Annotated in this window: 19 protein-coding genes, 1 tRNA gene and 1 pseudogene; 11 read left to right on the top strand and 10 right to left on the bottom strand. The window is 68.5% G+C overall.

Annotation, left to right across the window (positions count from 1 at the left end):
* Positions 1 to 12: 12 nt before the first annotated feature.
* Positions 13 to 1,053 carry a class 1 fructose-bisphosphatase gene (locus M9902_RS07435; protein ID WP_297221921.1) on the bottom strand — a complete coding sequence of 347 codons (1,041 nt, stop codon included), beginning with the start codon at positions 1,051 to 1,053 and terminating at the stop codon, positions 13 to 15.
* A gap of 769 nt (positions 1,054 to 1,822) precedes the next feature.
* Positions 1,823 to 1,899, bottom strand: a tRNA-Arg gene (locus M9902_RS07440).
* Positions 1,900 to 1,973: 74 nt separating this feature from the next.
* Here M9902_RS07440 and M9902_RS07445 point away from each other — a divergent pair.
* Together M9902_RS07445 and M9902_RS07450 are read left to right on the top strand one after the other, a co-directional pair.
* The gene (locus M9902_RS07445; RefSeq protein WP_297221923.1) at positions 1,974 to 2,894 is read left to right on the top strand and encodes a UbiA family prenyltransferase; all 921 of its coding nucleotides are present in this window, start codon (positions 1,974 to 1,976) and stop codon (positions 2,892 to 2,894) included.
* Positions 2,891 to 4,336, top strand: coding sequence for a TIGR00366 family protein (locus tag M9902_RS07450; protein WP_297221924.1), 1,446 nt, complete (start codon positions 2,891 to 2,893; stop codon positions 4,334 to 4,336). The genes M9902_RS07445 and M9902_RS07450 overlap by 4 nt, the downstream gene beginning before the upstream one ends.
* A 50-nt stretch (positions 4,337 to 4,386) precedes the next feature.
* Here M9902_RS07450 and M9902_RS07455 read toward each other — a convergent pair whose 3' ends face one another.
* The gene (locus M9902_RS07455; RefSeq protein ID WP_297221926.1) at positions 4,387 to 5,112 is read right to left on the bottom strand and encodes a ComF family protein; all 726 of its coding nucleotides are present in this window, start codon (positions 5,110 to 5,112) and stop codon (positions 4,387 to 4,389) included.
* Between the two features lie 88 nt (positions 5,113 to 5,200).
* Here M9902_RS07455 and bioB point away from each other — a divergent pair.
* Both bioB and bioF read left to right on the top strand, forming a co-directional pair.
* A pseudogene (gene bioB, locus M9902_RS07460) lies at positions 5,201 to 6,139 on the top strand (biotin synthase BioB); the annotation flags it as partial.
* Positions 6,140 to 6,339: 200 nt separating this feature from the next.
* Entirely contained in the window at positions 6,340 to 7,548 is a 1,209-nt protein-coding gene (gene bioF / locus M9902_RS07465) for an 8-amino-7-oxononanoate synthase (protein ID WP_297221928.1), read from the top strand.
* On the opposite strand, the gene M9902_RS07470 is transcribed toward bioF, so the two are convergent.
* Positions 7,520 to 8,980 (bottom strand): NAD-dependent succinate-semialdehyde dehydrogenase, encoded by a 1,461-nt coding sequence (locus M9902_RS07470; protein ID WP_297221930.1) that lies wholly within the window; start codon positions 8,978 to 8,980, stop codon positions 7,520 to 7,522. The two genes, bioF and M9902_RS07470, sit on opposite strands and share 29 nt — an antisense overlap.
* A 239-nt stretch (positions 8,981 to 9,219) precedes the next feature.
* Between M9902_RS07470 and M9902_RS07475 the strand changes: the two genes are divergently transcribed.
* From M9902_RS07475 to M9902_RS07490, 4 genes are read left to right on the top strand one after another with little or no spacing between them, the layout of a single operon-like run.
* Positions 9,220 to 10,488 carry a CoA transferase gene (locus M9902_RS07475; protein WP_297221934.1) on the top strand — a complete coding sequence of 423 codons (1,269 nt, stop codon included), beginning with the start codon at positions 9,220 to 9,222 and terminating at the stop codon, positions 10,486 to 10,488.
* Between the two features lie 2 nt (positions 10,489 to 10,490).
* Entirely contained in the window at positions 10,491 to 11,303 is an 813-nt protein-coding gene (gene bioH / locus M9902_RS07480; RefSeq protein WP_297222076.1) for a pimeloyl-ACP methyl ester esterase BioH, read from the top strand.
* Complete coding sequence (gene bioC / locus M9902_RS07485) at positions 11,284 to 12,192, top strand: malonyl-ACP O-methyltransferase BioC (protein WP_297221936.1); 909 nt, start codon at positions 11,284 to 11,286, stop codon at positions 12,190 to 12,192. Before bioH ends, bioC begins: the two co-directional genes overlap by 20 nt.
* On the top strand, positions 12,189 to 13,181 hold the full coding sequence (locus M9902_RS07490) for a multidrug resistance efflux transporter family protein (protein WP_297173763.1): 993 nt from the start codon (positions 12,189 to 12,191) through the stop codon (positions 13,179 to 13,181). Before bioC ends, M9902_RS07490 begins: the two co-directional genes overlap by 4 nt.
* A 105-nt stretch (positions 13,182 to 13,286) precedes the next feature.
* Here the strand turns inward: M9902_RS07490 and M9902_RS07495 are convergent, their stop codons facing one another.
* Positions 13,287 to 14,564 carry an acetyl-CoA C-acetyltransferase gene (locus tag M9902_RS07495; RefSeq protein ID WP_297173760.1) on the bottom strand — a complete coding sequence of 426 codons (1,278 nt, stop codon included), beginning with the start codon at positions 14,562 to 14,564 and terminating at the stop codon, positions 13,287 to 13,289.
* A gap of 78 nt (positions 14,565 to 14,642) precedes the next feature.
* Between M9902_RS07495 and M9902_RS07500 the strand changes: the two genes are divergently transcribed.
* A complete protein-coding gene (locus M9902_RS07500) occupies positions 14,643 to 15,515 on the top strand; it encodes a hypothetical protein (RefSeq protein WP_297173757.1) in 873 nt (290 codons plus the stop codon).
* Positions 15,516 to 15,956: 441 nt separating this feature from the next.
* On the opposite strand, the gene M9902_RS07505 is transcribed toward M9902_RS07500, so the two are convergent.
* A complete protein-coding gene (locus M9902_RS07505) occupies positions 15,957 to 17,438 on the bottom strand; it encodes a YadA-like family protein (protein WP_297221938.1) in 1,482 nt (493 codons plus the stop codon).
* 95 nt (positions 17,439 to 17,533) lie between these two features.
* Here M9902_RS07505 and M9902_RS07510 point away from each other — a divergent pair, with 95 nt between their 5' ends.
* Both M9902_RS07510 and M9902_RS07515 read left to right on the top strand, forming a co-directional pair.
* Complete coding sequence (locus M9902_RS07510) at positions 17,534 to 18,103, top strand: ECF-type sigma factor (RefSeq protein WP_297221940.1); 570 nt, start codon at positions 17,534 to 17,536, stop codon at positions 18,101 to 18,103.
* Positions 18,100 to 21,000: a serine/threonine-protein kinase gene (locus tag M9902_RS07515; RefSeq protein WP_297221942.1), complete on the top strand. Its 2,901-nt coding sequence runs from the start codon at positions 18,100 to 18,102 to the stop codon at positions 20,998 to 21,000. Before M9902_RS07510 ends, M9902_RS07515 begins: the two co-directional genes overlap by 4 nt.
* Before the next feature lie 24 nt (positions 21,001 to 21,024).
* Here M9902_RS07515 and M9902_RS07520 read toward each other — a convergent pair whose 3' ends face one another.
* From M9902_RS07520 to M9902_RS07535, 4 genes are read right to left on the bottom strand one after another with little or no spacing between them, the layout of a single operon-like run.
* Positions 21,025 to 21,624 (bottom strand): hypothetical protein, encoded by a 600-nt coding sequence (locus M9902_RS07520; protein ID WP_297221944.1) that lies wholly within the window; start codon positions 21,622 to 21,624, stop codon positions 21,025 to 21,027.
* On the bottom strand, positions 21,621 to 22,256 hold the full coding sequence (locus M9902_RS07525) for a hypothetical protein (protein WP_297221946.1): 636 nt from the start codon (positions 22,254 to 22,256) through the stop codon (positions 21,621 to 21,623). The genes M9902_RS07520 and M9902_RS07525 overlap by 4 nt, the downstream gene beginning before the upstream one ends.
* Positions 22,253 to 22,927, bottom strand: a complete 675-nt coding sequence (locus M9902_RS07530) for a hypothetical protein (protein ID WP_297221948.1) — start codon at positions 22,925 to 22,927, stop codon at positions 22,253 to 22,255. Before M9902_RS07530 ends, M9902_RS07525 begins: the two co-directional genes overlap by 4 nt.
* The gene (locus tag M9902_RS07535) at positions 22,927 to 23,496 is read right to left on the bottom strand and encodes a superoxide dismutase family protein (protein WP_297221950.1); all 570 of its coding nucleotides are present in this window, start codon (positions 23,494 to 23,496) and stop codon (positions 22,927 to 22,929) included. Before M9902_RS07535 ends, M9902_RS07530 begins: the two co-directional genes overlap by 1 nt.
* Positions 23,497 to 23,524 lie beyond the last annotated feature (28 nt).

Here is a 23,524-nt window from a genome sequence, read left to right on the forward strand (position 1 = left end):
GTTGGGCGCCGATCAGGCCAGGCGTGCGTCGAAATCGCGGTGGTAGCCCACGGCGGCTTCCACCTCGCGCCTGGAGCCGAGGAAAACCGGCACCCGCTGGTGCAGCCCGGCCGGCTGCACGGCGAGCATCCGCACCCGCCCGGTGCTGGCGGCGCCGCCGGCCTGTTCGACCAGGAAACTCATCGGGTTGGCCTCGTACATCAGCCGCAGCTTGCCGCCCTTGGCCGCACACTTGCCGTCGAGCGGATAGCTGAAGATGCCGCCCCGGGTCAGGATGCGGTGCACGTCGGCGACCATCGAGGCCACCCAGCGCATGTTGAAGTCCTTGCCGCGCGGACCTTCCTTGCCGGCCAGCAGATCAGCGACATAGTCCTGCATTGGCGGTTCCCAGAAGCGCTGATTGGACATGTTGACGGCAAATTCCCTGGTGTCCTCGGGGATGCGGATGTCACGGGAAGTCAAAAGGAAGCTGCCGACTTCGCGATCCAGGGTGAAGGCATGGGTGCCGTGGCCGACGGTCAGCACCAAGGTGGTTTGCGGGCCATAAACACAGTAGCCGGCCGCCACCTGGGCGGTGCCGGGCTGCAGGAAATCGGCATCCGTGGGGCTGCTCACGCCCTCCGGGCAGCGCAGCACGGAAAAGATGGTCCCGACGGACACGTTGACGTCGATGTTCGAGGAGCCGTCGAGTGGGTCGAACAGCAGCAGGTAGTTGCCGTGCGGGTAGGTATCCGGGATCGGCTGGGAGGTGTCCATTTCCTCGGAGGCCAGTCCGGCCAGATGCCCGCCCCAGGCATTGGCCTCCAGCAGAATCTCGTTGCTGATGACGTCCAGTTTCTTCTGCGCCTCGCCCTGCACGTTGATGCTGGCCTGGCCCGGCGTTCCAGCCTCGCCCAGCACCCCGCCCAGCGCGCCCTTGCCCACGGCGACGGAAATCTGCTTGCAGGCGCGCGCGACCACTTCGACCAGCAGCCGCAGTTCGGAGTTGATGCGCCCGGCGCGCTGCTGCTCGATCAGGAAGCGGGTGAGTGCGATGTTGGCGTGCGTCGTCATGGGATCCCCCTGAGCATGGCGACGGCTATTGTCACCCAAAGCGCAGCCAGTATCCCGCCGCCGGTCAGCTGCTGTGGCGGCGCGGCGAAACGACCAACCAGCGGATCGCAAATGCGCACAAGGATGGCGCGCCTGGAGGGGTGAGAGGCCGCGCTAGCACGCCGCAGGCGTGCGCGGCATCGAACGCCCGAGCGCTATGCGCGAGGGCCGGCAATCCCGACAAAGCGTCATCCGGAAGGATGGCGCGCGGAGGGTGAGGCGCCTGCACGCCGCAGGCGTGCGCGTCAGCCCGAGCGCTATGCGCGAGGGCCGGCAATCCCGACAAGCGTCATCCGGAAGGATGGCGCCTGAGAGCGCGCTAGCACGCCGCAGGCGCGGCTGAACGCCCGAGCTAGCGCGAGGGCCAACGTCATCGGAAGGATGGCGCGCCTGGAGGGGTGAGAGGCCGCGCTAGCACGCCGCAGGCGTGCGCGGCATCGAACGCCCGAGCGCTATGCGCGAGGGCCGGCAATCCCGACAAAGCGTCATCCGGAAGGATGGCGCGCCTGGAGGGGTGAGAGGCCGCGCTAGCACGCCGCAGGCGTGCGCGGCATCGAACGCCCGAGCGCTATGCGCGAGGGCCGGCAATCCCGACAAAGCGTCATCCGGAAGGATGGCGCGCCTGGAGGGGTGAGAGGCCGCGCTAGCACGCCGCAGGCGTGCGCGGCATCGAACGCCCGAGCGCTATGCGCGAGGGCCGGCAATCCCGACAAAGCGTCATCCGGAAGGATGGCGCGCCTGGAGGGATTCGAACCCCCGACCAATGGCTTCGGAAGCCACTACTCTATCCGGCTGAGCTACAGGCGCGTGCGGCGCGATGGTCGCGCGGCGGGCGGCCATTCTCGCATGATTGCGGGGTGGCGTGCTGCTAGGCTAGGCGGATGGCCCCGCGCGAGCTTGCTGCCTCCGATGGCGATCCCCTGACTTGGCGCGAGCGCCTGCGCGGGTATTCCGCCTTGGTCGGCGGGGATCGTGCGCCGGGTTGGCTGGTGGTGCTGTTGCCGGTGGGTTGGGCGCTGTGGCTGGCGGCGAAAGGCTGGCCATCGCCGGGATTGCTGCTGGCGCTTGTCGCCGGCGGCATTCTATTGCGTGCGGCCAGCCGGGCGGTCGACGGCTATTTCGGCGCGGTGCAGGACGCGCTGGCAGGGCGTATCGCGCGCTTTCCTGCGGATGCCGAATTGGTGGATCCGCGGTTGGCGGCGCTGTTGTGCCTGGTTTTGCTGCTGGTGGTGGCGTCGCTGGTGTTGGCGCTGGATCCGGCGGCGCAGTGGCTGGGGGCGTCGTGGACGGTACTGGCGCTGGGCTATATCCTGGTCAAACGGCATTTGTATCTGGCGCAGGCCTACGTGGGGGTGCTGGCCGCTTGGGGCGTGCCGATGGCGTTTGCGGCGCGGCTGGGCACGGTGCCTGCGCTGGGTTGGACGCTGTACGTGGCAGCCGTGTTCTGGGCGAGTGCCTGTGCCACTTGGCGGGCGATGGCCGAGCGCGATGACGATCTGCTGACCGGCGCCAAGTCGCTGGCCATCCTGCTGGGCGAAGTGGATTTGATCGGGCAAGGCGTGCTCTACGCCGGCGCCTTCATCGCCCTGGCGCTGGTCGGGCGTGAGGCGGGCATGGGCGTCTGGTACTGGGCCGGGCTGGCGCTGGCGCTGGTGCCGACGGCGCTGGCCTTCCGCGCCGCCCGCCAGCGCGATCCGGACGGCTGTCTGCGAGCGCTGGGCTACAACGGCTGGATTGGCTTGGCGGTGTTGGCGGGGATCGTCCTCGACTTCGCGCTGCGGGCGAAGTTGGTGGCGGCATGAATGATGTGGCAGCGCAGCCGGCCTGGTCGGTGCGGCTGGCGCTGCGCTGCGCGGCGTTCGCCGAGCGCTGGTTTCCCGATGCCTATGTGTTCGCCGCGATTGGCGTGGTGGTGATCGCCGCGTTTGCGATGGGCTTCGGCGCCAGCCCGGCGCAGGTCGCGCAGCGCTTCGGCGAGGGCTACTGGAGCCTGATCCCGTTCACCATGCAGATGGCCTTCGTGGTCATCGGCGGTTTCGTGGTGGCCACCGCGCCGCCGGTGGCACGGCTGATCGACCGGCTGGCGCGGCTGCCGCGAACGGGCCGCGGAGCGGTGTGCTTCGTGGCCCTGCTGTCGATGGGCAGCTCGCTGCTGAGCTGGGGGTTTTCGCTGGTGTTTGCGGGGCTGCTGGTGCGGGCGTTGGCGCGCCGTCGCGAACTCGACATGGACTACCGCGCCGCCGGTGCGGCGGCGTATCTGGGCTTGGGCGCGGTGTGGGCGCTGGGCCTGTCGTCGTCGGCCGCGCAGCTGCAGGCCAACCCGGCCAGCATGCCGCCGGGGCTGCTGCAGGTGACCGGGGTGCTGCCGTTCACCCAGACCATCCTGCTGTGGCAGTCGGTGCTGATGGCTGCGATCCTGATCGCGGCTTCGCTGCTGGTGTGTTGGCTGACCGCGCCCACGGGGGCGGCGGCGCGCACCGCCGAGAACTTCGCGGGCGCGACGGTTGACGTCGAAACCCCGCCGCTGCCGCCCGCCCCTGATTCCACCCGGCGGCCGGGCGAGTGGCTGGAGCACAGCCCGCTGCTGGTGATCCTGCTGTCGCTGCTCGGTTTCGGCTGGCTGGCGCTGGAATTCATCGACAAGCCGCTGGTGACGGCGATCGCCAACCTCAATACCTACAACTTCCTGTTCCTGTCGCTGGGCCTGCTGCTGCACTGGCGGCTGCGCAGTTTCCTCGATGCGGTCACCCGCGCGGTGCCGGCCACGGCGGGGGTGTTGATCCAGTTTCCGCTGTACGGCGGGATGGCGCTGATCCTGACCCACGCGACCGGCGCCGATGGGGTGGCGCTGTCGCACCGGCTGGCGCAGCTGTTCGTGCGGATCGCCAATCACGACACCTTTGCGGCAGTGATGGGCGTGTATTCGGCGGTGCTCGGCTTCTTCGTGCCCTCGGGCGGCGGCAAGTGGATCATCGAAGCGCCCTACGTGATGCAGGCGGCCAACGAGCTGCACTTCCACCTCGGCTGGACGGTGCAGATCTACAACGCCGCCGAAGCCTTGCCCAATCTCATCAACCCATTCTGGATGCTGCCGCTGCTGGGCATCCTCGGCCTGCGCGCGCGCGATCTGGTCGGCTTCACCTTCGTCCAGTTGCTGGTGCATGTGCCGCTGGTGCTGGGCCTGCTGTGGCTGTTGGGCGAGACGCTGGTGTATCTGCCGCCGGTGATGCCGGCGGGGGGATAAATCGAACTGTAGGGCGCAGCTGTGGGCGCGCCCTGCGCGCGACGGATGGGTCAGGCCACTCGCGCGCAGACCCAGGCCTCGACCTGCGCAACGCCGGCCTTGCGCAATGCCTCGGCAGCGGCGTGCAGGGTGGCGCCGGTGGTCATCACATCATCGAACAAGGTGACGTGCTCCGGCAGGGCGGCGCCGGTGGGCACGGTGAAAGCCCCGCGCAGATTGCGCTTGCGCGCGGTGGCGTCCAGGGTCGATTGCGCCGCGGTTGCACGCTGGCGCTGCAGCAGTTCGGGGCGCAACGGAATCCGCAGCGCGCGCGCCAGCGGCCGCGCCAGCTCCAGCGCCTGGTCGTAGCCGCGCCGGCGCAGGCGGCTGCGGTGCAGCGGCAGCGGCACCAGGGTCGTCGCCCGCTCCAGGCCGGCGAACTGCGCGCACATGCTCTGGACCAGCACCCGGCCGGCGGCAAAATCGTGGTGGAATTTCAGCCGCGGCAGCAGCGCATCGACCGGGAAGGCGTAGTCGAATGCGGCGTGCACGGCGGCCAGCGGCGGTGGGTGTTGCAGGCAGTGGCCGCAGATTCCCGCCTGCGGCAGCGGCAAGGCGCAGCGCGTGCAGGCCGGCCCCTGCCACGGCAGCTGCGCGTGGCAGGCGGCGCACAGATCGCGGTCGGGCAAGCCCGGATCGCCGCAAACCACGCAGCGCGGCGCAAACAGCCAGCGCAGGGGGGCGCGCAGGTCTGCGTCAACTTTTTGGCGACCTGATTGGTTGACGTGGTGGTCCATGCATTCCAGACTGCGCCCTTGCCCGCTTCAAGTCAGTCGGAAAACGCCCTTGTCCGCCGTCAGCCCTTTGCCCGATCGCCGCTTCCCGATCCGCCACGATTGGACCCGCGCCGAAGTTGAGGCCGTGTTCGATCTCCCGTTCACCGAACTGCTGCATCGTGCCGGCTGCGCCCACCGGGAGCATTTCGATCCAACCGAGGTCCAGGTCTCGACCCTGCTGTCGGTCAAGACCGGCGGCTGTCCCGAGGACTGCGCCTATTGCCCGCAGTCGGCCCACCACGGCACGTCGCTGGCGGCCAGCAAGCTGATGGACGTCGACGCGGTGGTCGAGCAGGCGCGCCAGGCCAAGGCCGACGGTGCGTCGCGGTTTTGCATGGGCGCGGCCTGGCGTTCGCCCAAGCCGCGCGACATGCCCAAGGTGGTGGCGATGGTGCGGGCGGTGAAGGCGCTGGGGCTGGAGACTTGCGTCACGCTGGGGATGCTGGATGCCGGACAGGCGCGGGAATTGAAGGACGCCGGGCTGGACTACTACAACCACAACCTCGACACCGACCCCGAGTATTACGGCCAGATCATCCACACCCGCACCGTGCAGGACCGCTTCGACACCCTGACGCATGTGCGCGATGCCGGCATGAAAACCTGCTGCGGCGGGATCGTCGGCATGGGCGAAACCCGCCGCCAGCGCGCCAGCCTGCTGGTGACGCTGGCGAACCTGCCCCGGCATCCGGAATCGGTGCCGATCAACCAGCTGGTGCCGGTGGCAGGCACGCCGCTGGCAAACGCGCCGGCGCTGGATCCATTCGAATTCGTGCGTACGGTGGCGGTGGCGCGGATCCTGATGCCGGCCTCGATGGTGCGGCTGTCGGCCGGCCGCGCCGCCATGAGCGACGAAATGCAGGCGCTGTGTTTCGCCGCCGGCGCCAACTCGATCTTCCACGGCGAAAAGCTGCTGACCACGGGCAACCCCGATCCGGGGTACGATAGCGCCCTGTTCCAACGCCTCGGTTTGCGCCCCATGTCCGTCGAAAACGTGAAATCCAGCCTCAGCGACATCCCCGGTCTGACCATCGTCAGGGAAAACAGCGGCGGCGGCTGCGGCGGTGGCGGCAGCTGCGGCTGCAGCGAAGGCGGCGGCACCGGCCCGACCCTGGCCGAGACCACCCGCAAGCGTGAGCTGGCCCAGCTTTCCCGCGAGCCGGAAGACGGCTGTGGCTGCGGCTGCGGATGCGAGCACGGCTGAGCGACCGCATCGCCGCGCAGCGCGCGCGGCGTGAGCAAAACCAGCGAACCCGCGTGCGGCGCACCTGCCTGCGCCGCGACGGCGTGCGCTGTGAAGTCGTCGGCGTCGACGGCGCGCGCCGCTGGCTGCTGAATTTCTGCAGCAACGATTACCTCGGCCTGTCGCAGCATCCGCAGGTGCTGGCCGCCCTGCACGCGGCGGCCAGCGCGGGCGGCACGGCTTCGCATCTGGTCTGCGGCCACGCGGCGGAACACGCGGTGCTGGAGCAGGCGCTGTGTGACTGGCAGCAGGCGCCGCGGGCGCTGCTGTTTTCCAGCGGCTATGCGGCCAATCTGGCGGTGCTGCAGGCGCTGCTGGGCCAGGGCGATGTCTGCGTGCAGGACCGGCGCAACCACGCCAGCCTGATCGACGGCGCGCGCCTGGCCGGCTGCACGCTCAAGCGGTATCCGCACGGCGATGCCGACGGCGCCGCACGCCAGCTGGGCGCGCATCCGCACGGCGCAGCGGTGCTGGCGACCGACGCGGTGTTTTCGATGGACGGTGACATCGCCCCGCTGCGCGAGCTGGCTGCGGTGGCGTGTACGCAGGACGCGCTGCTGTATGTCGATGACGCCCACGGCGCCGGCGTGCTGGGGCCGGACGGATGCGGCAGCGTGGCGGCGGCCGGCCTGGGCGTGGATCAGGTGCCGTTGCGCCTGGTCACCTTCGGCAAGGCCCTGGGCGGCGTGGGCGCGGCGGTGATCGGGACCGACGCACTCGTCGAACATCTGCTGCAGACCGCGCGCGCCGCGATCTACACCACCGCGATGCCGCCCGCGCAGGCGGCGGCCACCGCGGCCGCGCTGGCCGTCGTGCAGAGCGCGGAAGGCGACGCGCTGCGGGCGCGCCTGCAGGAAAACATCGCGCGGTTCCGCAGCGGCGCCGCACGCCTGGGCCTGCCGCTGCTGCCCTCCGTCACCGCAATCCAGCCGCTGCCGGTGGGCGAAGATGGCGCGGCGCTGGCGCTGTCACGGGCGCTGGAATCGTGCGGCTACTGGGTCGGCGCGATCCGCCCGCCGACCGTGCCGGAAGGCGGCGCGCGGCTGCGCATCACCCTCAGCGCGAGCCATGCCGACGATCAGATCGACGGCCTGCTGGCCGCGCTGGCGCAGGCGCCCGAAGCACTCACACCCCGCCCACGCACAGGTATTTGAGCTCGGTGTAATCGGCCAGCCCGTACTTCGAACCTTCGCGGCCGTGACCGGACTGCTTGACCCCGCCGAACGGCGCGACCTCGGTGGAAATCAGGCCGGTATTGATGCCGACGATGCCGGCTTCCAGCGCCTCGGCCACCCGCCAGCTGCGGGTCAGATCACGGGTGTAGAAATACGCGGCCAGCCCGAATTCGGTGGCATTGGCTTGGGCGATGACTTCGGCCTCGTCGTGGAAACGGAACAGCGGCGCGACCGGGCCGAAGATTTCCGTGTGCGCCAGCTGCATGTCCGGCGTGCAGCCGCGCAGCACGGTGGGCTGATAGAACGTGCCGCCAAGCGCATGGCGGGCGCCGCCGATGAGCACCTGTGCGCCCTTGGCCACGGCGTCGGCCACCAGCGTCTCGACCTTGGCCAGCGCCTTGGCGTCGATCAGCGGGCCTTGTTCGGTGATGCCTTCCAGCCCGTCGCCCACGCGCAGCTGCGCGACCGCGGCGACGAGCTTCTCCGCGAATGCGTCGAAGATGCCGTCCTGCACGAACAAGCGGTTGGCGCAGACGCAGGTCTGGCCACTGTTGCGGAATTTGCTCGCAATGGCACCGGCGGCCGCGGCGTCGAGGTCGGCATCGTCGAACACGATGAACGGCGCGTTGCCGCCCAGCTCCAGTGAAACGCGCTTGACGTCCTCGGCGCACTGCGCCATCAGCTGCTTGCCGACCGCGGTGGAGCCGGTGAAGCTGAGCTTGCGCACGTCGGGATTGGAGGTCATCGCGCGGCCAATCGCGGCGGCATCGGCCCCGGTAACGATATTGAACACGCCCGCCGGCAGCCCCGCCTGCTCGGCCAGCACGCCCAGCGCCAGCGCCGAGAACGGCGTTTGCAGCGCCGGCTTGCAGACCACCGTGCAGCCGGCCGCCAGCGCCGGGCCGAGCTTGCGGCCGAGCATGGCCGAGGGAAAGTTCCACGGCGTGATCGCCGCCACCACGCCGATCGGCTGGCGCAAAACGAGAATGCGTTTGTCGCTGGCGTGGCCGGGGATGGTGTCGCCGTCCATGCGCTTGGCTTCCTCGCCGAACCATTCCAGGAAGCTGGCCGAATAGGCGATCTCGCCGCGCGATTCGGCCAGCGGCTTGCCTTGTTCGGCGGTCATCAGTCGCGCCAGGTCGTCCTGGTGTTCCAGCATCAGGTCGGCCAGCGCGCGCAGCACGCGGGCGCGCTCCTTCGCGGTCTTGCCGGCCCAGGCCGGAAAGGCTGCTTTCGCCGCCGCGATCGCGCGCGTGGTTTCCGCCGCGCCCATGTCGGGAACACTGCCCAGCCGCGCGCCGCTGGCGGGGTTGCGCACCTCGCAGGTGGCGCCGACGTCAGCATTGCACCACGCACCATTGATATACGCCTGTTGCCGCAGCAGGTCGGGACGGGACAACACGAGATTCATGGCGAGAGGTCCTTGCGATCGATGCGGATGGAGGAAAATGCCAGTATGACCACCGTGGCGTGATGGCCATTGTCTCGACAGCCTACCCAAGGCGTTCCACACTATTGCACCGGCAAGACATCTCTTGGGAAGGTCCCAAGTACCGTCATCCTCGCGAAAGCGGGGACTCATGGACGTTGACTGTTTGAAATGCAAAGTCCAGGGATTCCCGCTTTCGCGGGAATGACGATCAGAAGGTAGTGCTTCAACCTTTCCTGGATGCGCGCCGGTTGCCGTCATCACGCAAGGTGCAGGGTTTGAGCAGCAGCAATACCGCCCCGCTGGCCGGGCTGAAAGTCGTCGAACTGGCGCGCATCCTGGCTGGGCCGTGGATCGGCCAGACCTTGGCCGATCTGGGTGCCGACGTGATCAAGATCGAAGCGCCGATGGGTGACGACACCCGCCGCTGGGGGCCGCCCTTCGTCACGCGCGCCGATGGCGGTGCGGGCGATGCGGCGTATTACCACGCCTGCAATCGCGGCAAGCGCTCGTTGGTGGCTGATCTGCGCGATGCCGACGACGTGGCGCGGGTGCACAAACTCGCGGCGCGGGCCGATGTGTTCATCGAAAATTTCAAGGTCGGTGGATTGGCGAGATTCGGCCTCGACTACCCCAGCCTGCACGGGCGCAATCCGCGGCTGGTGTATTGCTCGGTGACAGGCTTCGGCCAGGACGGGCCGTATGCCGCGCGCGCCGGCTATGACGCGATGATCCAGGCGATGGGCGGGATCATGAGCCTGACCGGCGCGCCCGATGGCCCGCCGCAGAAGATCGGGGTGGCCTTCGCCGACCTGTTCGCCGCCCAGCACGGCATCATCGCGATCCAGGCCGCGCTGCTGCAGCGTGCTCACACCGGCGTCGGTCAGCATATCGACATCGCCCTGCTCGATTCGATGGTCGGGATGCTGGCCAATCAGGCGATGAATTACCTCGCCTCCGGACAGGTGCCGCAACGGTTGGGCAGCGCGCATCCAAACATCGTCCCCTACCAGCCGTTCGCCGCGCAGGATGGCGAATTGATGCTGGCGGTGGGCAACGATGCGCAGTTCATGCGCCTGTGCGCCGTGCTCGACCTGCCCGAGCTGGCTGCCGATGCGCGTTTTGCCGACAACGCCTCCCGCGTGCAGCACCGGCACGCGCTGGAGCCGATGCTCGCCGCAGCCTTCGCGCAGCGCCCACGTGCCGATGTGTTGGTGGCGCTGGAACGCGCGGGCATTCCCGCTGGACCGATCAACACGCTGGCGGACGTTTTCGCCGACCCGCAGGTGCGCCATCGCGGCCTGCGTCTGGAACTTTCCGATGCCGCCACTGCCGGCGGCGCGTTGCCGGGCCTGCGTACCCCGATCCGGTTCTCCGACGCTGCACTGGCGACGCAAACGCGCGCGCCGCAGCTGGGCGAACACAGCGCCGCCGTGCGCGCGGCGCTGGCGGCCAGCCCGGCTTGGCCGGCGCGCGAGGACGCGGCATGAGCCTGCACGTCGAAGTCATCGGCAGCGGCCCGCCGCTGGTGCTGTTGCACGGCTGGGCCATGCACGGCGGGGTGTTTCTGCCGCTGGCGGAGGCGCTGCGCGATCGCCATACGATGTATTTGGTCGACCTGCCTGGCCACGGCCACAGCCGCGACAACACTGTGCCCGTGGAACTCGATGCCTGCGCGCGCGCGGTGCTGGAAGCGGCGCCGGTTGCGCCCTGGTGCGGTTGGTCGATGGGCGGTGCGATCGCACTGCACGCGGCCAGCCGCTGGCCGCAGCGGATCCCGGTATTGGCGATGCTCGCCGCCACGCCGCGCTTCGTGGCCGCGCCGGACTGGCCGCAGGGGATGCCGGTGGCGACCTTTGCCGCGTTCGAGGCCGGACTGGCCGCCGATTGGCAGGCCACGGTCGAGCGCTTTCTTGCCTTGGAGGCCTTCGGCCTCGACGACGCGCGGGTACGCACGCGGCAATTGCGCACGCTGGCGCTGGAACGCGGCGCGCCGTCGCCGCGGGTGCTGGCCGAAGGCCTGCGACTGCTGGAATCCACCGATTTGCGGCCACAGCTGCCGACCTTGGAAATACCAAGTCTGTGGATGGCGGGGCGACGCGACCGCGTTGTCTCGCCGTTGGCGATGCAGGCCGCCGCCGCGCTGACACCCGGCGCACGCTTCATGCAGATCGAACACGCCGGCCACGCGCCATTTCTCACCCATCCGCAGGAAGTCGCCGCGGCATTGCTGGATTTTTTCGCCGCCGCGCCGACCCCGCCTGCACCGCCATCGAGCGAGCACCATGCCCACGCCCCTGTTTGATTCCCGCCAGATTCGCCGCCGATTCGCGCGCGCGGCGGCAACCTACGATGCCGCCGCCGCCGTGCAGAAAATCGCCGAGCAGCGTCTGCTGGATTCGCTGGATTACCTCGATGATCCGGCGCTGCAGCGGCAACCGCCGCAGCGCGTGCTCGATCTGGGCTGCGGCACCGGCAGCGCCAGCCGGATCATGCAGAAACGCTGGCCGAAGGCGCAGATCATTTCGATGGATCTGGCGCTGCCGATGCTGGAGCGCACGCGCACCGGCTCGAAGCGCTGGAACCCGTTTGCGCAGGCGCCGCTGCCGGTGTGCGCCGATGCGCGCACGATTCCGCTGGCCGATGGCACGGTCGACGTGATTTTCTCGAACCTGTGCCTGCAGTGGGTGGATGCGCTGGGGCAGGTGCTCAACAGCTTTCGCCGCGTGCTCAAGCCGCAGGGCCTGCTGCTGTTTTCCACTTTCGGTCCGGAAACCCTGTGGGAGCTGCGCGAGGCGTTCGCGCAGGCCGATGACGCGCCGCACGTGAGCGCATTCGTGGACGTGGCCGGGGTCGGCGATGCGCTGATCGACGCCGGCTTCTTCCAGCCGGTGGTCGACCGCGATGAAGAGGTCCGCCACCACCCCGACCTGCCCGCGTTGATGCGCGAGCTGCGCGCGCTCGGTGCCACCAACGCGCTACACAACCGGCGCGCGAGCCTGACCGGACGCGGCCGGTTTGCGGCGGCCGCGCAGGCCTACGAAGCGCAGCGCACGCCGGACGGGCTGCCGGCCACCTTCGAGATCATCAGTGCGATGGCCTGGGCACCGGAACACGGCGCACCGATCCGCGAAGGCGGCGTCGATCTTGTCACGGTGCCGGTGGCCAGCATCCCGATCCGGCGCCGACGATGAGCCTGCGCCGACGCGTGCTGCTGGCAGTCGGGCTGTCGTTGTTGGCGGCGCTGTTCTTCACCTCCACCTACGTGGTCAACCGCGCGGTGGCGCTGGAGGGCGGCCACTGGGCGTGGACGGCGGCTTTGCGCTACCTGTTCATGCTGCCCCTGCTGCTGCCGCTGATGCCTTGGCAGGGCGGCGTTGCGCCGGTCTGGCGGTCGCTGCGCGCGGCGCCGGGGCCGTGGCTGCTGTGGAGCGGGATTGGCTTCGTGCTGTTCTATGTCCTGCTGAGCTATGCCGCAGCCAGCGGCCCGGCGTGGCTGGTGGCCGGAAGCTTTCAGCTGATGGTGGTAGCCGGGATGCTGTGCGCGCCGCTGCTCTACCGCGATGCGCGGGCGCGGGTTCCGCGCGCGGGGCTGGCGGTAGGGCTGGTGATCGTGGCCGGGGTGATGTTGATGCAATTCGGCCATGCCCAGGGCCGGCTCGATGTGGCGGCCTGGATTGCGCTGGCCTGCGTGGTGGTGTGCGCGGTGGCCTATCCGTTGGGCAATCGCGGGCTGTTGCTGCATCTGGAGCGCAGCGGCGAGCCGCTCAATGCCACCCAGCGCGTGTTCGGCATGACCTTGGCCAGCCAGCCGGCGTGGTGGGCGCTGGCGCTGTGGGCGTGGCTGCGGGTGGGGCCGCCGACGCCGTCCCAGGCCGAAGCGGTGCTGGTGGTGGCGGTTCTGGCCGGGGTCGTGGCCACCATCCTGTTTTTCCAGGCCAGCGGCATGGTGCGGACGCAGGCCACCGCGCTGGGCGCGGTGGAGGCGATGCAGGCGTCCGAGGTGGTGTTTGCGGCCCTGCTCGGCGTGCTGTTCCTGGGCGAGGCGTGGCCGGCGGGAGTAGCGCTGTGGGGTTTGTGCGTCGTGGTGGCCGGGATGGCGCTGTTCGCGTGGGTGGTTGCGCGCGAAGCCGTGCACGACCAGCGCAAGGTGCAGGCCCTGCGCAGCGACAGCGGGCCGTGAACCGCGGCGGTCCATCGCAGCCCGCGGCCTGTGGCCGCGGTCGGCTCCTGCAGGTGGGGCGTTTTTCGTAGGCGAGCCGCAGGGGCGCGCTGAGGGCCCGTGACCTCAGCGCTCCAGAATTGCGGTCACGCCCATCCCGCCGGCGGTGCAGATGCTGATCAGGCAGCGGCGGCCGGCGCGGGCGCGCAGCTCCTTGGCGGCGCTGGCAACGATTCGCGCGCCGGTGGCGGCGAACGGATGGCCGCAGGCCAGCGAGGAGCCGTTGACGTTGATCCGGTCCGGATCGATCGCCCCCAGCGGCGCGGCAAGGCCCAGCCGGTCGCGGCAGTAGTCGGCGCTTTCCCAGGCCTTGAGCGTGCACAGCACCTGCGCGGCGAACGCCTCGTGGATCTCGTACAGGTCGAAATCCTGCAGGCGCAGGTTGTTGCGCGCCAGCAGTTCGGCCACGGCCACGGTGGGCGCCATCAGCAAGCCTTCGCCGTGGACGAAATCCACCGCCGCCACCTGCGCATCGCGGATGTGGCAGAGGACCTCGAAGCCGTGCTGCGCGGCCCATTCGTCGGTGGACACCAGACAGGCCGCAGCACCGTCGGTGAGCGGGGTGGAATTGCCGGCGGTCAGGGTGCCCTTGCCGGAGGTCTTGTCGAACGCCGGCTTGAGCGTGGCGAGCTTCTCGATGCTGGTGTCCGGGCGCAGGTTGTTGTCGCGGGTTTCGCCGCGGAAGCCGACCACCAGATCATCGAAGAAGCCGCGCCCGTAGGCCGCCGCAAGCTTGTGATGGGAGGCCACCGCCAGCGCGTCCTGCGCCTCGCGTGTGATGCCCCATTCGCGCGCCATGTCCTCGCAATGGTCGCCCATCGACTTGCCGGTGCGCGGCTCGGCGACGCCGGGGAAATCCGGCTTCAGTTCGCCCAGCCGGAAGCCCTTGAACGCGCCCAGCCGCTGCCCGAGGGACTTGGCGGCTTCGGCATGCAGCACGCGACGGCGCAGGTTCTGCCCGTACACGATCGGTACGTCGGAGGTGGTGTCGGAGCCGCCGCCGATGCCGGCTTCGATCTGCCCGGTGGCGATTTTGCCGGCGATGGAAAGAATCGTGTCCAGCGACGTGCCGCAGGCGCGCTGCATGGTGATGCCGGGGGTCAACGGCGACAGCCCGGAGGACAAGGTGGCTTCGCGACCGAGGTTCCAGTCCGAGGAATGCTTGATCACCGCGCCCATCGCGACTTCGCCCAGCTGTTTGCCGCTGAGGCCGAATTTCTCGACCAGCGCGCCCAGGGTGCGCACCGACAGGCCAAGGTTGCCGACATCCGCATACGCGGTGTTGCGCCGGCAAAACGGGATGCGGACCCCGCCGAGAATCGCAACTGGACGACCGTATTGCATGCCTTGCCCCCCGGCGGCAGCGGTGCCGCGCGCATAATGTACGCAGTGTAGTGTGACGGGATCGAGTCGAAGCTCCAGATGGGCGCACATTTTTCCTATTCGCAGGATTTCCGCGGCCAGATCGCGATCGAGCTGCGCGACGTCGGCGCGCCGGTGCGGCCGGCGCTGCCCGGTGCAATCGCCGGCGAAGTCGCCGCCCTGCTGGGGCGCGATCTGTCCAAACTGGCGCCGTCGGTGATCGGCTGCGACCTGGCCCTGGTCGGCGTCCACTACGACCCGGCCGAGGCCCTGCGGCCGGGCTGGCCGGTTCACCGCGCCGTGCAGGGCCTGCTCGAGCGAATGCCGGGCGAAGGCTTCGGCCCGCGCACGGTCGGCTTCGGCGCCGACGCCGATGGCCGGATGCCTGAATCGTTGCACGCTGATCCCGATTTTTCCGGCGGCGTGCTGCGGGTGATGCCGTTCGTCCTCAGCGGCCCGGCCGTGGCCGAAGCCAGCGCGGCGCTGGAAGAAGAGCTGTTCGACCGCGGGCTGGCCGAGGCCGACGTGGCGCTGGCACTGCAGGACGGACTGGGCGTGGAGGTTGAACACGTCCGCTACCAGAGCCTGCGCGACCTGCTGGCGATGACCGCGATGCAATACCAGCACGTCGGGTTGGATAATCTGTGGGCGCTGCTGGACGCGGCGCTGCTGGAGCCGCAGTCCGAATTCGTGCTGGCCCAGCCGCAGGAGCCACTGGCGCGCTACGCGGCCGGCGAGGTGCGACTTGGTTTGCTGGATTTTGCCGCATGGCAGCAGCGTGATGCCGAACCCGAGGCCGATCGCGAGCAGCGGGCGCAGGCTTTCAACCTGTTCGAAATGCGCCAGCGCCAGTACGCGGCCGTCCTGCGCGCCCACGGCGTGCCCGTGCAATTCGTGCACTGCCCGCAGGCGGATGCAAGTTGCCTGGGGTGAGGGGCGATCTGGCGGCAGTATTCACCCCGGTCGCGGGTGCCTGATTTCGGTTCGCGTATCCCCTCGCCGATGACGTGGACCGTCCGCCATCCGTGTATCCCGCCCACTGTTCATGTATCCGACCCACCGTTCGTGGTGAGCCCTTCGACACGCTCAGGACAGGCTTGTCAAACCATGAACGTAGGTGCCATTCCCGCCCGTGGTTCGACAGGCTCACCACGAGCGGGATGGGCTCACCACGAACGGGAGAGACTCACCACGAATGGGATGGACTCACCGCGAATGGGATGGACTCACCACGGATGAGAATCGTCAGAACTACGCACAAGATGCGCTCGTCCTGACTCCGTTCGTGGTGAGCCTGTCGAACCATGAGCGGAGTCAGGCAAAAATCCGGGGCGGGTGCCCGCCCCGGATCCCTCCCCGCATCACACCGCGTTTTTACAAGTCAAAACCGAAACCACCACCGACACTGCTCTCGCCGTGGGCAAAGCTGGCGCCCAGCGAGAACGAGCCGCGGTCGCCGATGCGCCGGCCATAGCCGATCGACACCGCGCCCTGGCCGCCCTGCGCGCCGACGCCAATGGCGATCCGCCCACGCGGGCTGTTGCTCATCGCCGCGTTGACCGCCATCTGGGTCATCGCCGTGCCCATCGCGCCGATCCGGTCGATGCGGGTGTCGGTGTGGGCAAAGCGCGCATCCACCTGCTGCTGGTACTGGCTGAAGGTGTCGTTCCAGGCTGCAAAGCGCTGGTCGGTATAGGCATTGGCCGCAGCCAGGGTCTGCGCCGACTTGGTGTCGGTGTAGCTGTTGGCGGCGGTCAAGGTGGCGGCGTCGCCGTCCTGCACCATCTGCGCCACCGCGGTCATGTCGGCGTCCTGTCCTGCCGGGCCTTGCGGACCGGTCGGGCCCTGTGGTCCGGTTGGTCCTTGTGGGCCCTGCGGCCCGGGCGTGCCCACGCTGCCAGCCAGCGAGGTCAGTTTGGAGTCCACAGCGGCGAACGCCGAGCCGACGTCGTGGTAAGCAACGCCCTGGATGGTGAAGGTGGGCGCGCCGAACACGCCGCTGGCGAAGGTCGCACCGCCGCCCATCCAGGTGGCGAGTGTGCGCAGCTGCAGCACGTTCACCGCATCGTTGTCGTCGATGCCGTCGGCGACATGGATCAGGCGCGCGTTGTAGTCGCTGCCGTAAGCGTTGCCAAACACATCCAGGTCTCCGGCCGCGTGCCCAAAGGACACGACGTCGGACTCATTGGCAACGGTTTGGAACCCAATCGCCGTGCTCCTTTCCGCATTCGCCACTGAGCCGGCTCCGATGGCGGTGCTCCAGTTGCCAGTGGCCCTGTTGATGTACCCGAATGCGCTGCTGCCCAAGGCGCTTGCGGTGTTGCCGTAGCCGAAGGCGGTGCTGGCTTCGCCCGACGCCATGTTGTTTGCCCCGAACGCGCTGGCCGATTGCTTGTGATTCGGCCCCCCGGCGTTGTTGTTGAAGCCGAAGGCGCTGGTCCAGGTGCTGGTGGCCGTATTCGCTGCGCCGAACGCGCTGGCGAACGCCGCTTCTGCCGTGTTCACGTAGCCGAACGCACTGCTACCTTGCCCCCGGGCCTGGTTGCTCGTACCGAAGGCATTGGCATCGGTGTTCCATGCGACATTGTTGTTACCAAACGCGTTGGAGCGTATGCCACTCGCGTTGTTGTGTTGACCGTAGGCACTGGCCATCGGATCGCAGGTGGCGTTGTCGGTACCATGTTCGTTGCCCTGATCGGTCGAAGGTGCCGGCGCGATGGGGTTGCCATTGGTGTCAACGCACACGGGATCGGCTGCAAACGCCGGCATCGACAATGTGCCCAACAGGGTCAGGCTCAGGATGGACAGCGCCAGCTGGCGCGGGCGGCGGGAAGGGCGGTAGGTGCGGGGTTTCATGCGTCGTTTCCTCGGGAAGGCTCCGGCGGCACTGCCGGCGTGATGGAGATATGCGAAACTCCGGCATCACACAGGACACGGCCCGGAGCGCGGCCATGGAATCCAACCCCGACACCGGCTCCGGCGCGGAAATCACCCACCTGTTGGCCTGCGCCCGTGCGGGTGATGCGGCCGCACTATCGGCGGCCTATTCGGCCATTTACGACGAGCTCAAGCGCGCCGCGCGGCAGCAATTGCGCCGCATGCGCGACGATTTCCAGACCACCGCGCTGGTGCACGAGGCCTACCTCAAGCTGGCCGGCGGTGCGCAGCTGGCGGCGGTGGACCGCAACCACCTGCTGGCATTGTCGGCGCGGGCGATGCGGCAGGTGCTGGTAGACGATGCCCGGACCCGCAAGGCCGACAAGCGCGGCGGCGGCGACGCGCCGGTGACCCTGACCGCACGGCTGGAAAACGGCGAGCGTGCCGCGCTGGAAGTGCTGGAACTCGATGAGCTGCTCAAACGCCTGCACGCACTGGATGAACGCGCCGCGCAGGTGGTGGAACTGCGTTATTTCGGCGGCTATGAGGAAGCCGAGATCGCGCAGATGCTGGGCGTCACCGATCGCACGGTGCGCCGCGACTGGCGCAAGGCGCGCGCCTTCCTGTTGGCCGAGCTCGGATGAGCGCGAGCGACGATCCCGCCCTGTCGCAGCGCAAACGCGCTCTTGCGATCTTCGACGCGGTCGCCGAGCTGGAAGGCGACGCGCGCGAGGCAAGGCTGCTGGCGTTGTGCGCCGGCGAGGCGGGCCTGCTGGCACAGGTGCGCACCTTGCTGGCCGCCGATGCAGGCGAGACCGAGCCGTATTCGAATGCACCGCGGTGGGCTGAGGCGTTGGCAACCCCGGCAGAGCCGGACGCCGATCCGGCGCTGGGCCGCTGCATCGGTGCGTGGAAGATCGTCGGCGTGATCGGCCAGGGCGGCATGGGTGCCGTCTATTCGGTGGAACGCAGCGACGGAGCCTACGCCCAGCGCGCCGCCCTCAAGCTGATCCGCGCCACCGCCGATTCCCCGGCTGCGCGCGCGCGTTTCCTGCGCGAACGGCAAATCCTGGCCGGCTTGCAGCATCCCAATATCGCCAGCTTGCTGGACGGCGGTTTCAGCACCGACGGCGAGCCGTACTTCGTGATGGAACAGGTCGATGGCCAGCCCATCGACCGCTGGTGCGATGCGCGTGTGCTGGGCCTGAGTGCGCGGGTCACCTTGTTCCTGCAGGTGCTCGATGCGGTGCGCTATGCGCATCGCAACCTGGTGGTGCATCGCGACCTCAAGCCGTCGAACCTGCTGGTCGATGGCGAGGGGCGGGTGAAACTGCTCGACTTCGGCATCGCCAAGCAGTTGCAAGGCAGCGAGCTGACAGCTACGCATGATCGTGCGCTGACCTTCGAATACGCCAGCCCCGAACAATTGCACGACGCCCCGATCACCACCGCCACCGATTTGTGGCAATTGGGCGTGATCCTGCATCGCCTGCTGTCCGGCGCGCACCCGTTCGGGCTGACCCGCGACACCCCGGTGGCCAGCCAGCTGCAGCAGCTCGAGCGCGAGCCGGAACCGCTGACCCGCGCCGCCGCGCAGACAACGGCGGAACAGGCCGCCCTGCGCGGAGGCTTGAATCCCGCCGCACTCGCGCGTGCGCTGCGCGGCAATCTGGCGGCCATCGTGCAGACCTGCCTGCGCCGCGACCCGGAACAGCGCTATGCCTCCGCCGACGCATTGGCCAATGACCTGCGTGCCTGGCTGGACAACCGCCCGATCGCCGCCGTGCCGCTGTCGCGCGGCCAGCGTGCGCGGCTGTGGCTGCGCCGCAATCGTGGACTGGCGGCAGCCATCGGCGCGGTGACACTGGCCCTGCTTGTCGGCACCGGCGTGGCGCTGTGGCAGGCGCGCGAGGCGCAGATGCAGGCGCGGCTTGCCGAGCAGCAGCGCAGCGAAGCGCAGCGACAAGGGGCCACCGCACAGGCGGCGCTGGATTTCCTTGGCAACACGATGCTGGCGGCATTGCCGGATCAAGCACTGGACACCAAGATCACTGCGCGACAATTGCTTGAGGCGGCAACCCGCAAGCTGGGCGATGATAAACAAATGCCTGCAGCGGTGCGCCAGACCGTGCAGCGCAAGCTGGGGCAGATGTATCTCACCTTGGGTGAACCGAGCATTGCAACCGAATTGCTGGCCGCCGGGCTCAACGGCGTACAGCCCCGTGGTCGCGATGATGCGCTGAAACTGGCAGATGACATCTCCAATTATTCAAACGCGCTCGGTGCGCTGGAGCGTGGCAAGGAAGCACTCCAGCAAGCGCAGCGAGCGATGCGCATGCGCGCGCGCTATGCTCCCGACGACCAGCAGGCGCGCCTCAATTCCCTGTTTGATCTTGGCTACGCCCAGTTCCGCAATGGGGATGCCGCCGCTGCGGAGTCCTCCTGGAAACAGGCGATTGCGGTGGTCAATGCCATGCCGGAGCCGCCGCCGGCTGCGATCACCGTCTATTCCTATCTCGCCTCGCTTTACAGCTGGACCGGCGATGCAAAAAAAGCCATGGATACGGCGCAACAAGGCCTGTCGTTTGCAGACAGGGCAAGGATCCCGCAGGAATCGCCAGAACGCCCCGGCCTGCTGCGCGCGCTCTCGGATGCGCAAGCCGTCTCCGGCGACCAGCGCGGCGCCGAGCGCAGCATTCGCCAGGCCATCGCCCTGAGCGAAAAGTATTTCGAAGGGGGAGCCGACATCAGCAAGCTGTACGGCAGTCTTGGACTGGTGCTGAAGGATCAAGGACGTTTTCCCGAAGCGTTGACCGCGATGCAACATGCCGACAGCCTGGGCGCGACGTCCGACGCGGTGCCGCTGGAAATCGCCATCCGCAAGGAGCATCTGGGCAGCGTATACGACGGCCTTGGCAACTATCCGCAAGCGCTGCAACAGTATGCTGACGCGATCGCATTGCTGGCAGGTATTCAGGATGGCAATGCACCGAACGTGGTGCGAAAGCTGCGCGTGCGGCAGGCACGCATTGCCGCCAAAGCCGGCAGAGCCAGCTGGGCCTATGCCCAGCTGAGCGCCTTGCGCGAACCCATGGGCAAGGAAGATGGCACGGCATCGCAGGATTACGCCTACCTCGTCCTGCAGCAGGCGGTGGCAGCGAAACTGATGGGCGACTTTGCGCATGCGGCGGCGCTGCTTGCTGAGGCGGAAGCGCTCTGGGCCAAGGCCGCACCGCCCACGCACCCGATCTTCGCCAGCATTCAACGCATGCATGCGGCACTGTCGCGGCAGCAAGGCGACCTTGCCGCGGCCGAACAGGCGCAGCGCAAGGCCATCGCGCAGCTGACTGCCGGCACCCAGCCCATCGATCTTGCCATCGCCCGGGCAGAGCTTGCGGCAATCCGTTCGGAACGCGGTGACTCAGCCGAAGCGCGGCGCTTGCTCGCGCAGGCCCTGCCGGTGTTGCGCGAAGCGGTGCTGCCGCAGGAAGTCAACCGCGCCGCCGCCGAGGCGCTGGCGCGCAAGCTCGGCGTGAGCTGAGGCGGCGACATCGCTGAGGCGGAATCACGGAGTGCAGGCGCCTGCCGATGCCGGCGTCAGGGTGAAACGCTCGCCGCCGCTGGTGGTGCGCGATTGCGCGCCGGCCGTGGTGGTGCCGCCACCTGCGGTGGTCAGCGTGCCGGGCTTGTCTTGGCCGTCGGGGAATTCGATGTGATAGCGGCCGCCGGCATTCCAGCGCAGGCCCGGGATGTTCGGCGTGCGCACGAATTTGTAGGTGCCATCGACGCCGCCGCTGAATTCGACGCCGAACATTTTTCCGTTCAAGACGAATGTTTCATCGATGTTGCAGACCACCTGATCTACCGGGTCGCCGCTGCCGCCAACGATGTGGAACGCACGCGATGCGGGCGTCACCGAAGTCATCCCGCCACAGCGCTGGCGCTTGTCATCGGGATCCGTGCGTGGTTCGTTGGAGCATTTTTCTTCGGGCTCGGTGTCGACGATGGTGGCCGATCCGGCGATCGGGGCCGGTGTGCTCGCCGTCGAAGCCGCTGGCGCGGGCGTTGCGGTCGATGGCGGACTCCTGAATTGCGGCGAACAGGCGGCCAGCGTCAGCAGCGCCAGCGTGGTGAAGCCGAAGGCAGGGAGGTGGCGCTGGTTCATGGCGCCGCCTTGCAATCGCTGATCTTGGTCCAGGTGGTGGTGCGGGCCGGCTGCGGCACGCAGAGCGCCTGGCCTCCCGTATGCGCGCACATCTCGGCGGTGGCATAGGTCGCCGTCAGCCTGTTCTCGGGACCGCTCAGGGTGTAGGTACCTGATTGTTTGTAGTCAACGCCGGCGGCCGTGAGCTGCACCTCGAACGTGCCGCCGGTGCGACTGGTGGGCGTATGGGTGAGCGTGAGGCCGCAGAATTCGGTGCTGAAGGGTTTGTCGATGTCGCAGGCGTCGTATGGCCTGACCACGCAATCGGCGCCCGAGGTGGTCGTGCCCATCCCGGCAACATCGATGCTGTAGGCGCGCGTTGCAGGCGCCGTGGCACCACCCATGCCACCGCAGCGTGGGCGCTTGTCGTTTTCATCCGTGGGCGGTTCGTTGGTGCATTTTTCTTCGGGTGGAGTGGTGGCTGTGCCCGTCGCCGCGGCGGCGGGCGTGGCTGCAGCCGCAGTTGTTGGCGTTGGATTACCCGATTCGGACGTTGGTGCGCAGGCGGACAGCAGCAAGGTGAGAGCGCAAGCAAAACCCGGCAAACGCCAAGGGCTGCGCTTCCAGCTGCGCTGATGGTTGATGGTGTTCACTCGCTGCACGCCTCGATGCGCGTCCAAGTGGAGGTGAGTGCCTGTCGTTGGTTGGTGCCGCAGGCGGTCAGGCCGGCGGCTTTGCCGCAGACGGCGGAGGTGGACTGGAAGTTCCCGGTCATGCTTTCTTCGGGGCCGCTCAGGCTGTAGTTGTAAGTGGTGTCCACCACGCCGCCAGCACCAAGGAAACGCCACAACACCGTTCCGCCCTTGGCGCTGGTGGGCGTGAATGACATGTTGACCATGCCGCCAGCGATCTTGCCGCTGAACGGCTGGGTGATGTCGCAGGCGGTAATGGTGTCGCCGTTGCCCAGCGTGATCCGATAGGCGTGCGAAGCGCTGGACTGCGGTACGCCCATGCCGCCGCAGCGCGGGCGCTTGTCATCGGGATCCGTGCGCGGTTCGTCGGTGCATTTTTCTTCGGACTCGGTGTCGACGATGGTGGCCGATCCGGCGGCCGAGGCCGGTGCGCTCGACGTGGCAGCCGTTGGCGCGGGCGTCGGGGCAGGCGGTGTCGTGGTCTGCGGCGCGGGCTTGGAGCAGGCCACGAGCAGCAACAGCGTCAGGGGCAGGCAGGCGCGCATCGGGATGGGCATGGCAGCAGTCCGTTTCGGGGTTGGAATAAGTAGCGGAAATTCCCGCCGGAACCGGACATCCAGCCGATGGCCCATCACGGCACCAGTCGGATCACCCCGCAGGCCACCCGCGCCCCGGCGTTGCCGGAGGGCTGGCTGGCGTAGTCGTCGACGGCGGCATGGACGATCACGGCGCGGCCGAGGATGTCATGCGGCGAGCCATCACCCAGACCGACGCCCGTTACCCAGGCATCGACATGGGCCACGCCGTTGGCGTCAGCGACAAGGTTGTCGATGTCGCCGAGGTGGTGCGCGCCGTGGCCGCTGCGTCCGTGCGGGGCGTGGTTCGGGTTGAAATGCCCGCCGGCGCTGCTGGCGTCGACTGCGCTGCAATCACCGGTTTCGTGGATGTGGAAGCCGTGGCTGCTGCCGGGCTGGAGCCCACCGATGTCGCCGTGGATGTGCACGCCCCTGGCACCACTGTCGAACATGAGCCGGCCGCTGACCAGGGTCGCCGAGGCCGCGGCAAGATTGGCGATGGCATGGCGCGCAACCGGCGTCGGCGTGTTCGTCTGCGGACGCGGGGCGGGTGCGCTGGCGCAGGCGGACAAGCCGACGGCGAGAATGACGGGCAGCGCGATCCTGAGTTTCAACGCATGCGGCATGGGACTCTCCGTGGGCGTGTGTGTGCCT

The organism is Thermomonas sp. (assembly GCF_023953935.1).
GTDB lineage: Bacteria > Pseudomonadota > Gammaproteobacteria > Xanthomonadales > Xanthomonadaceae > Thermomonas.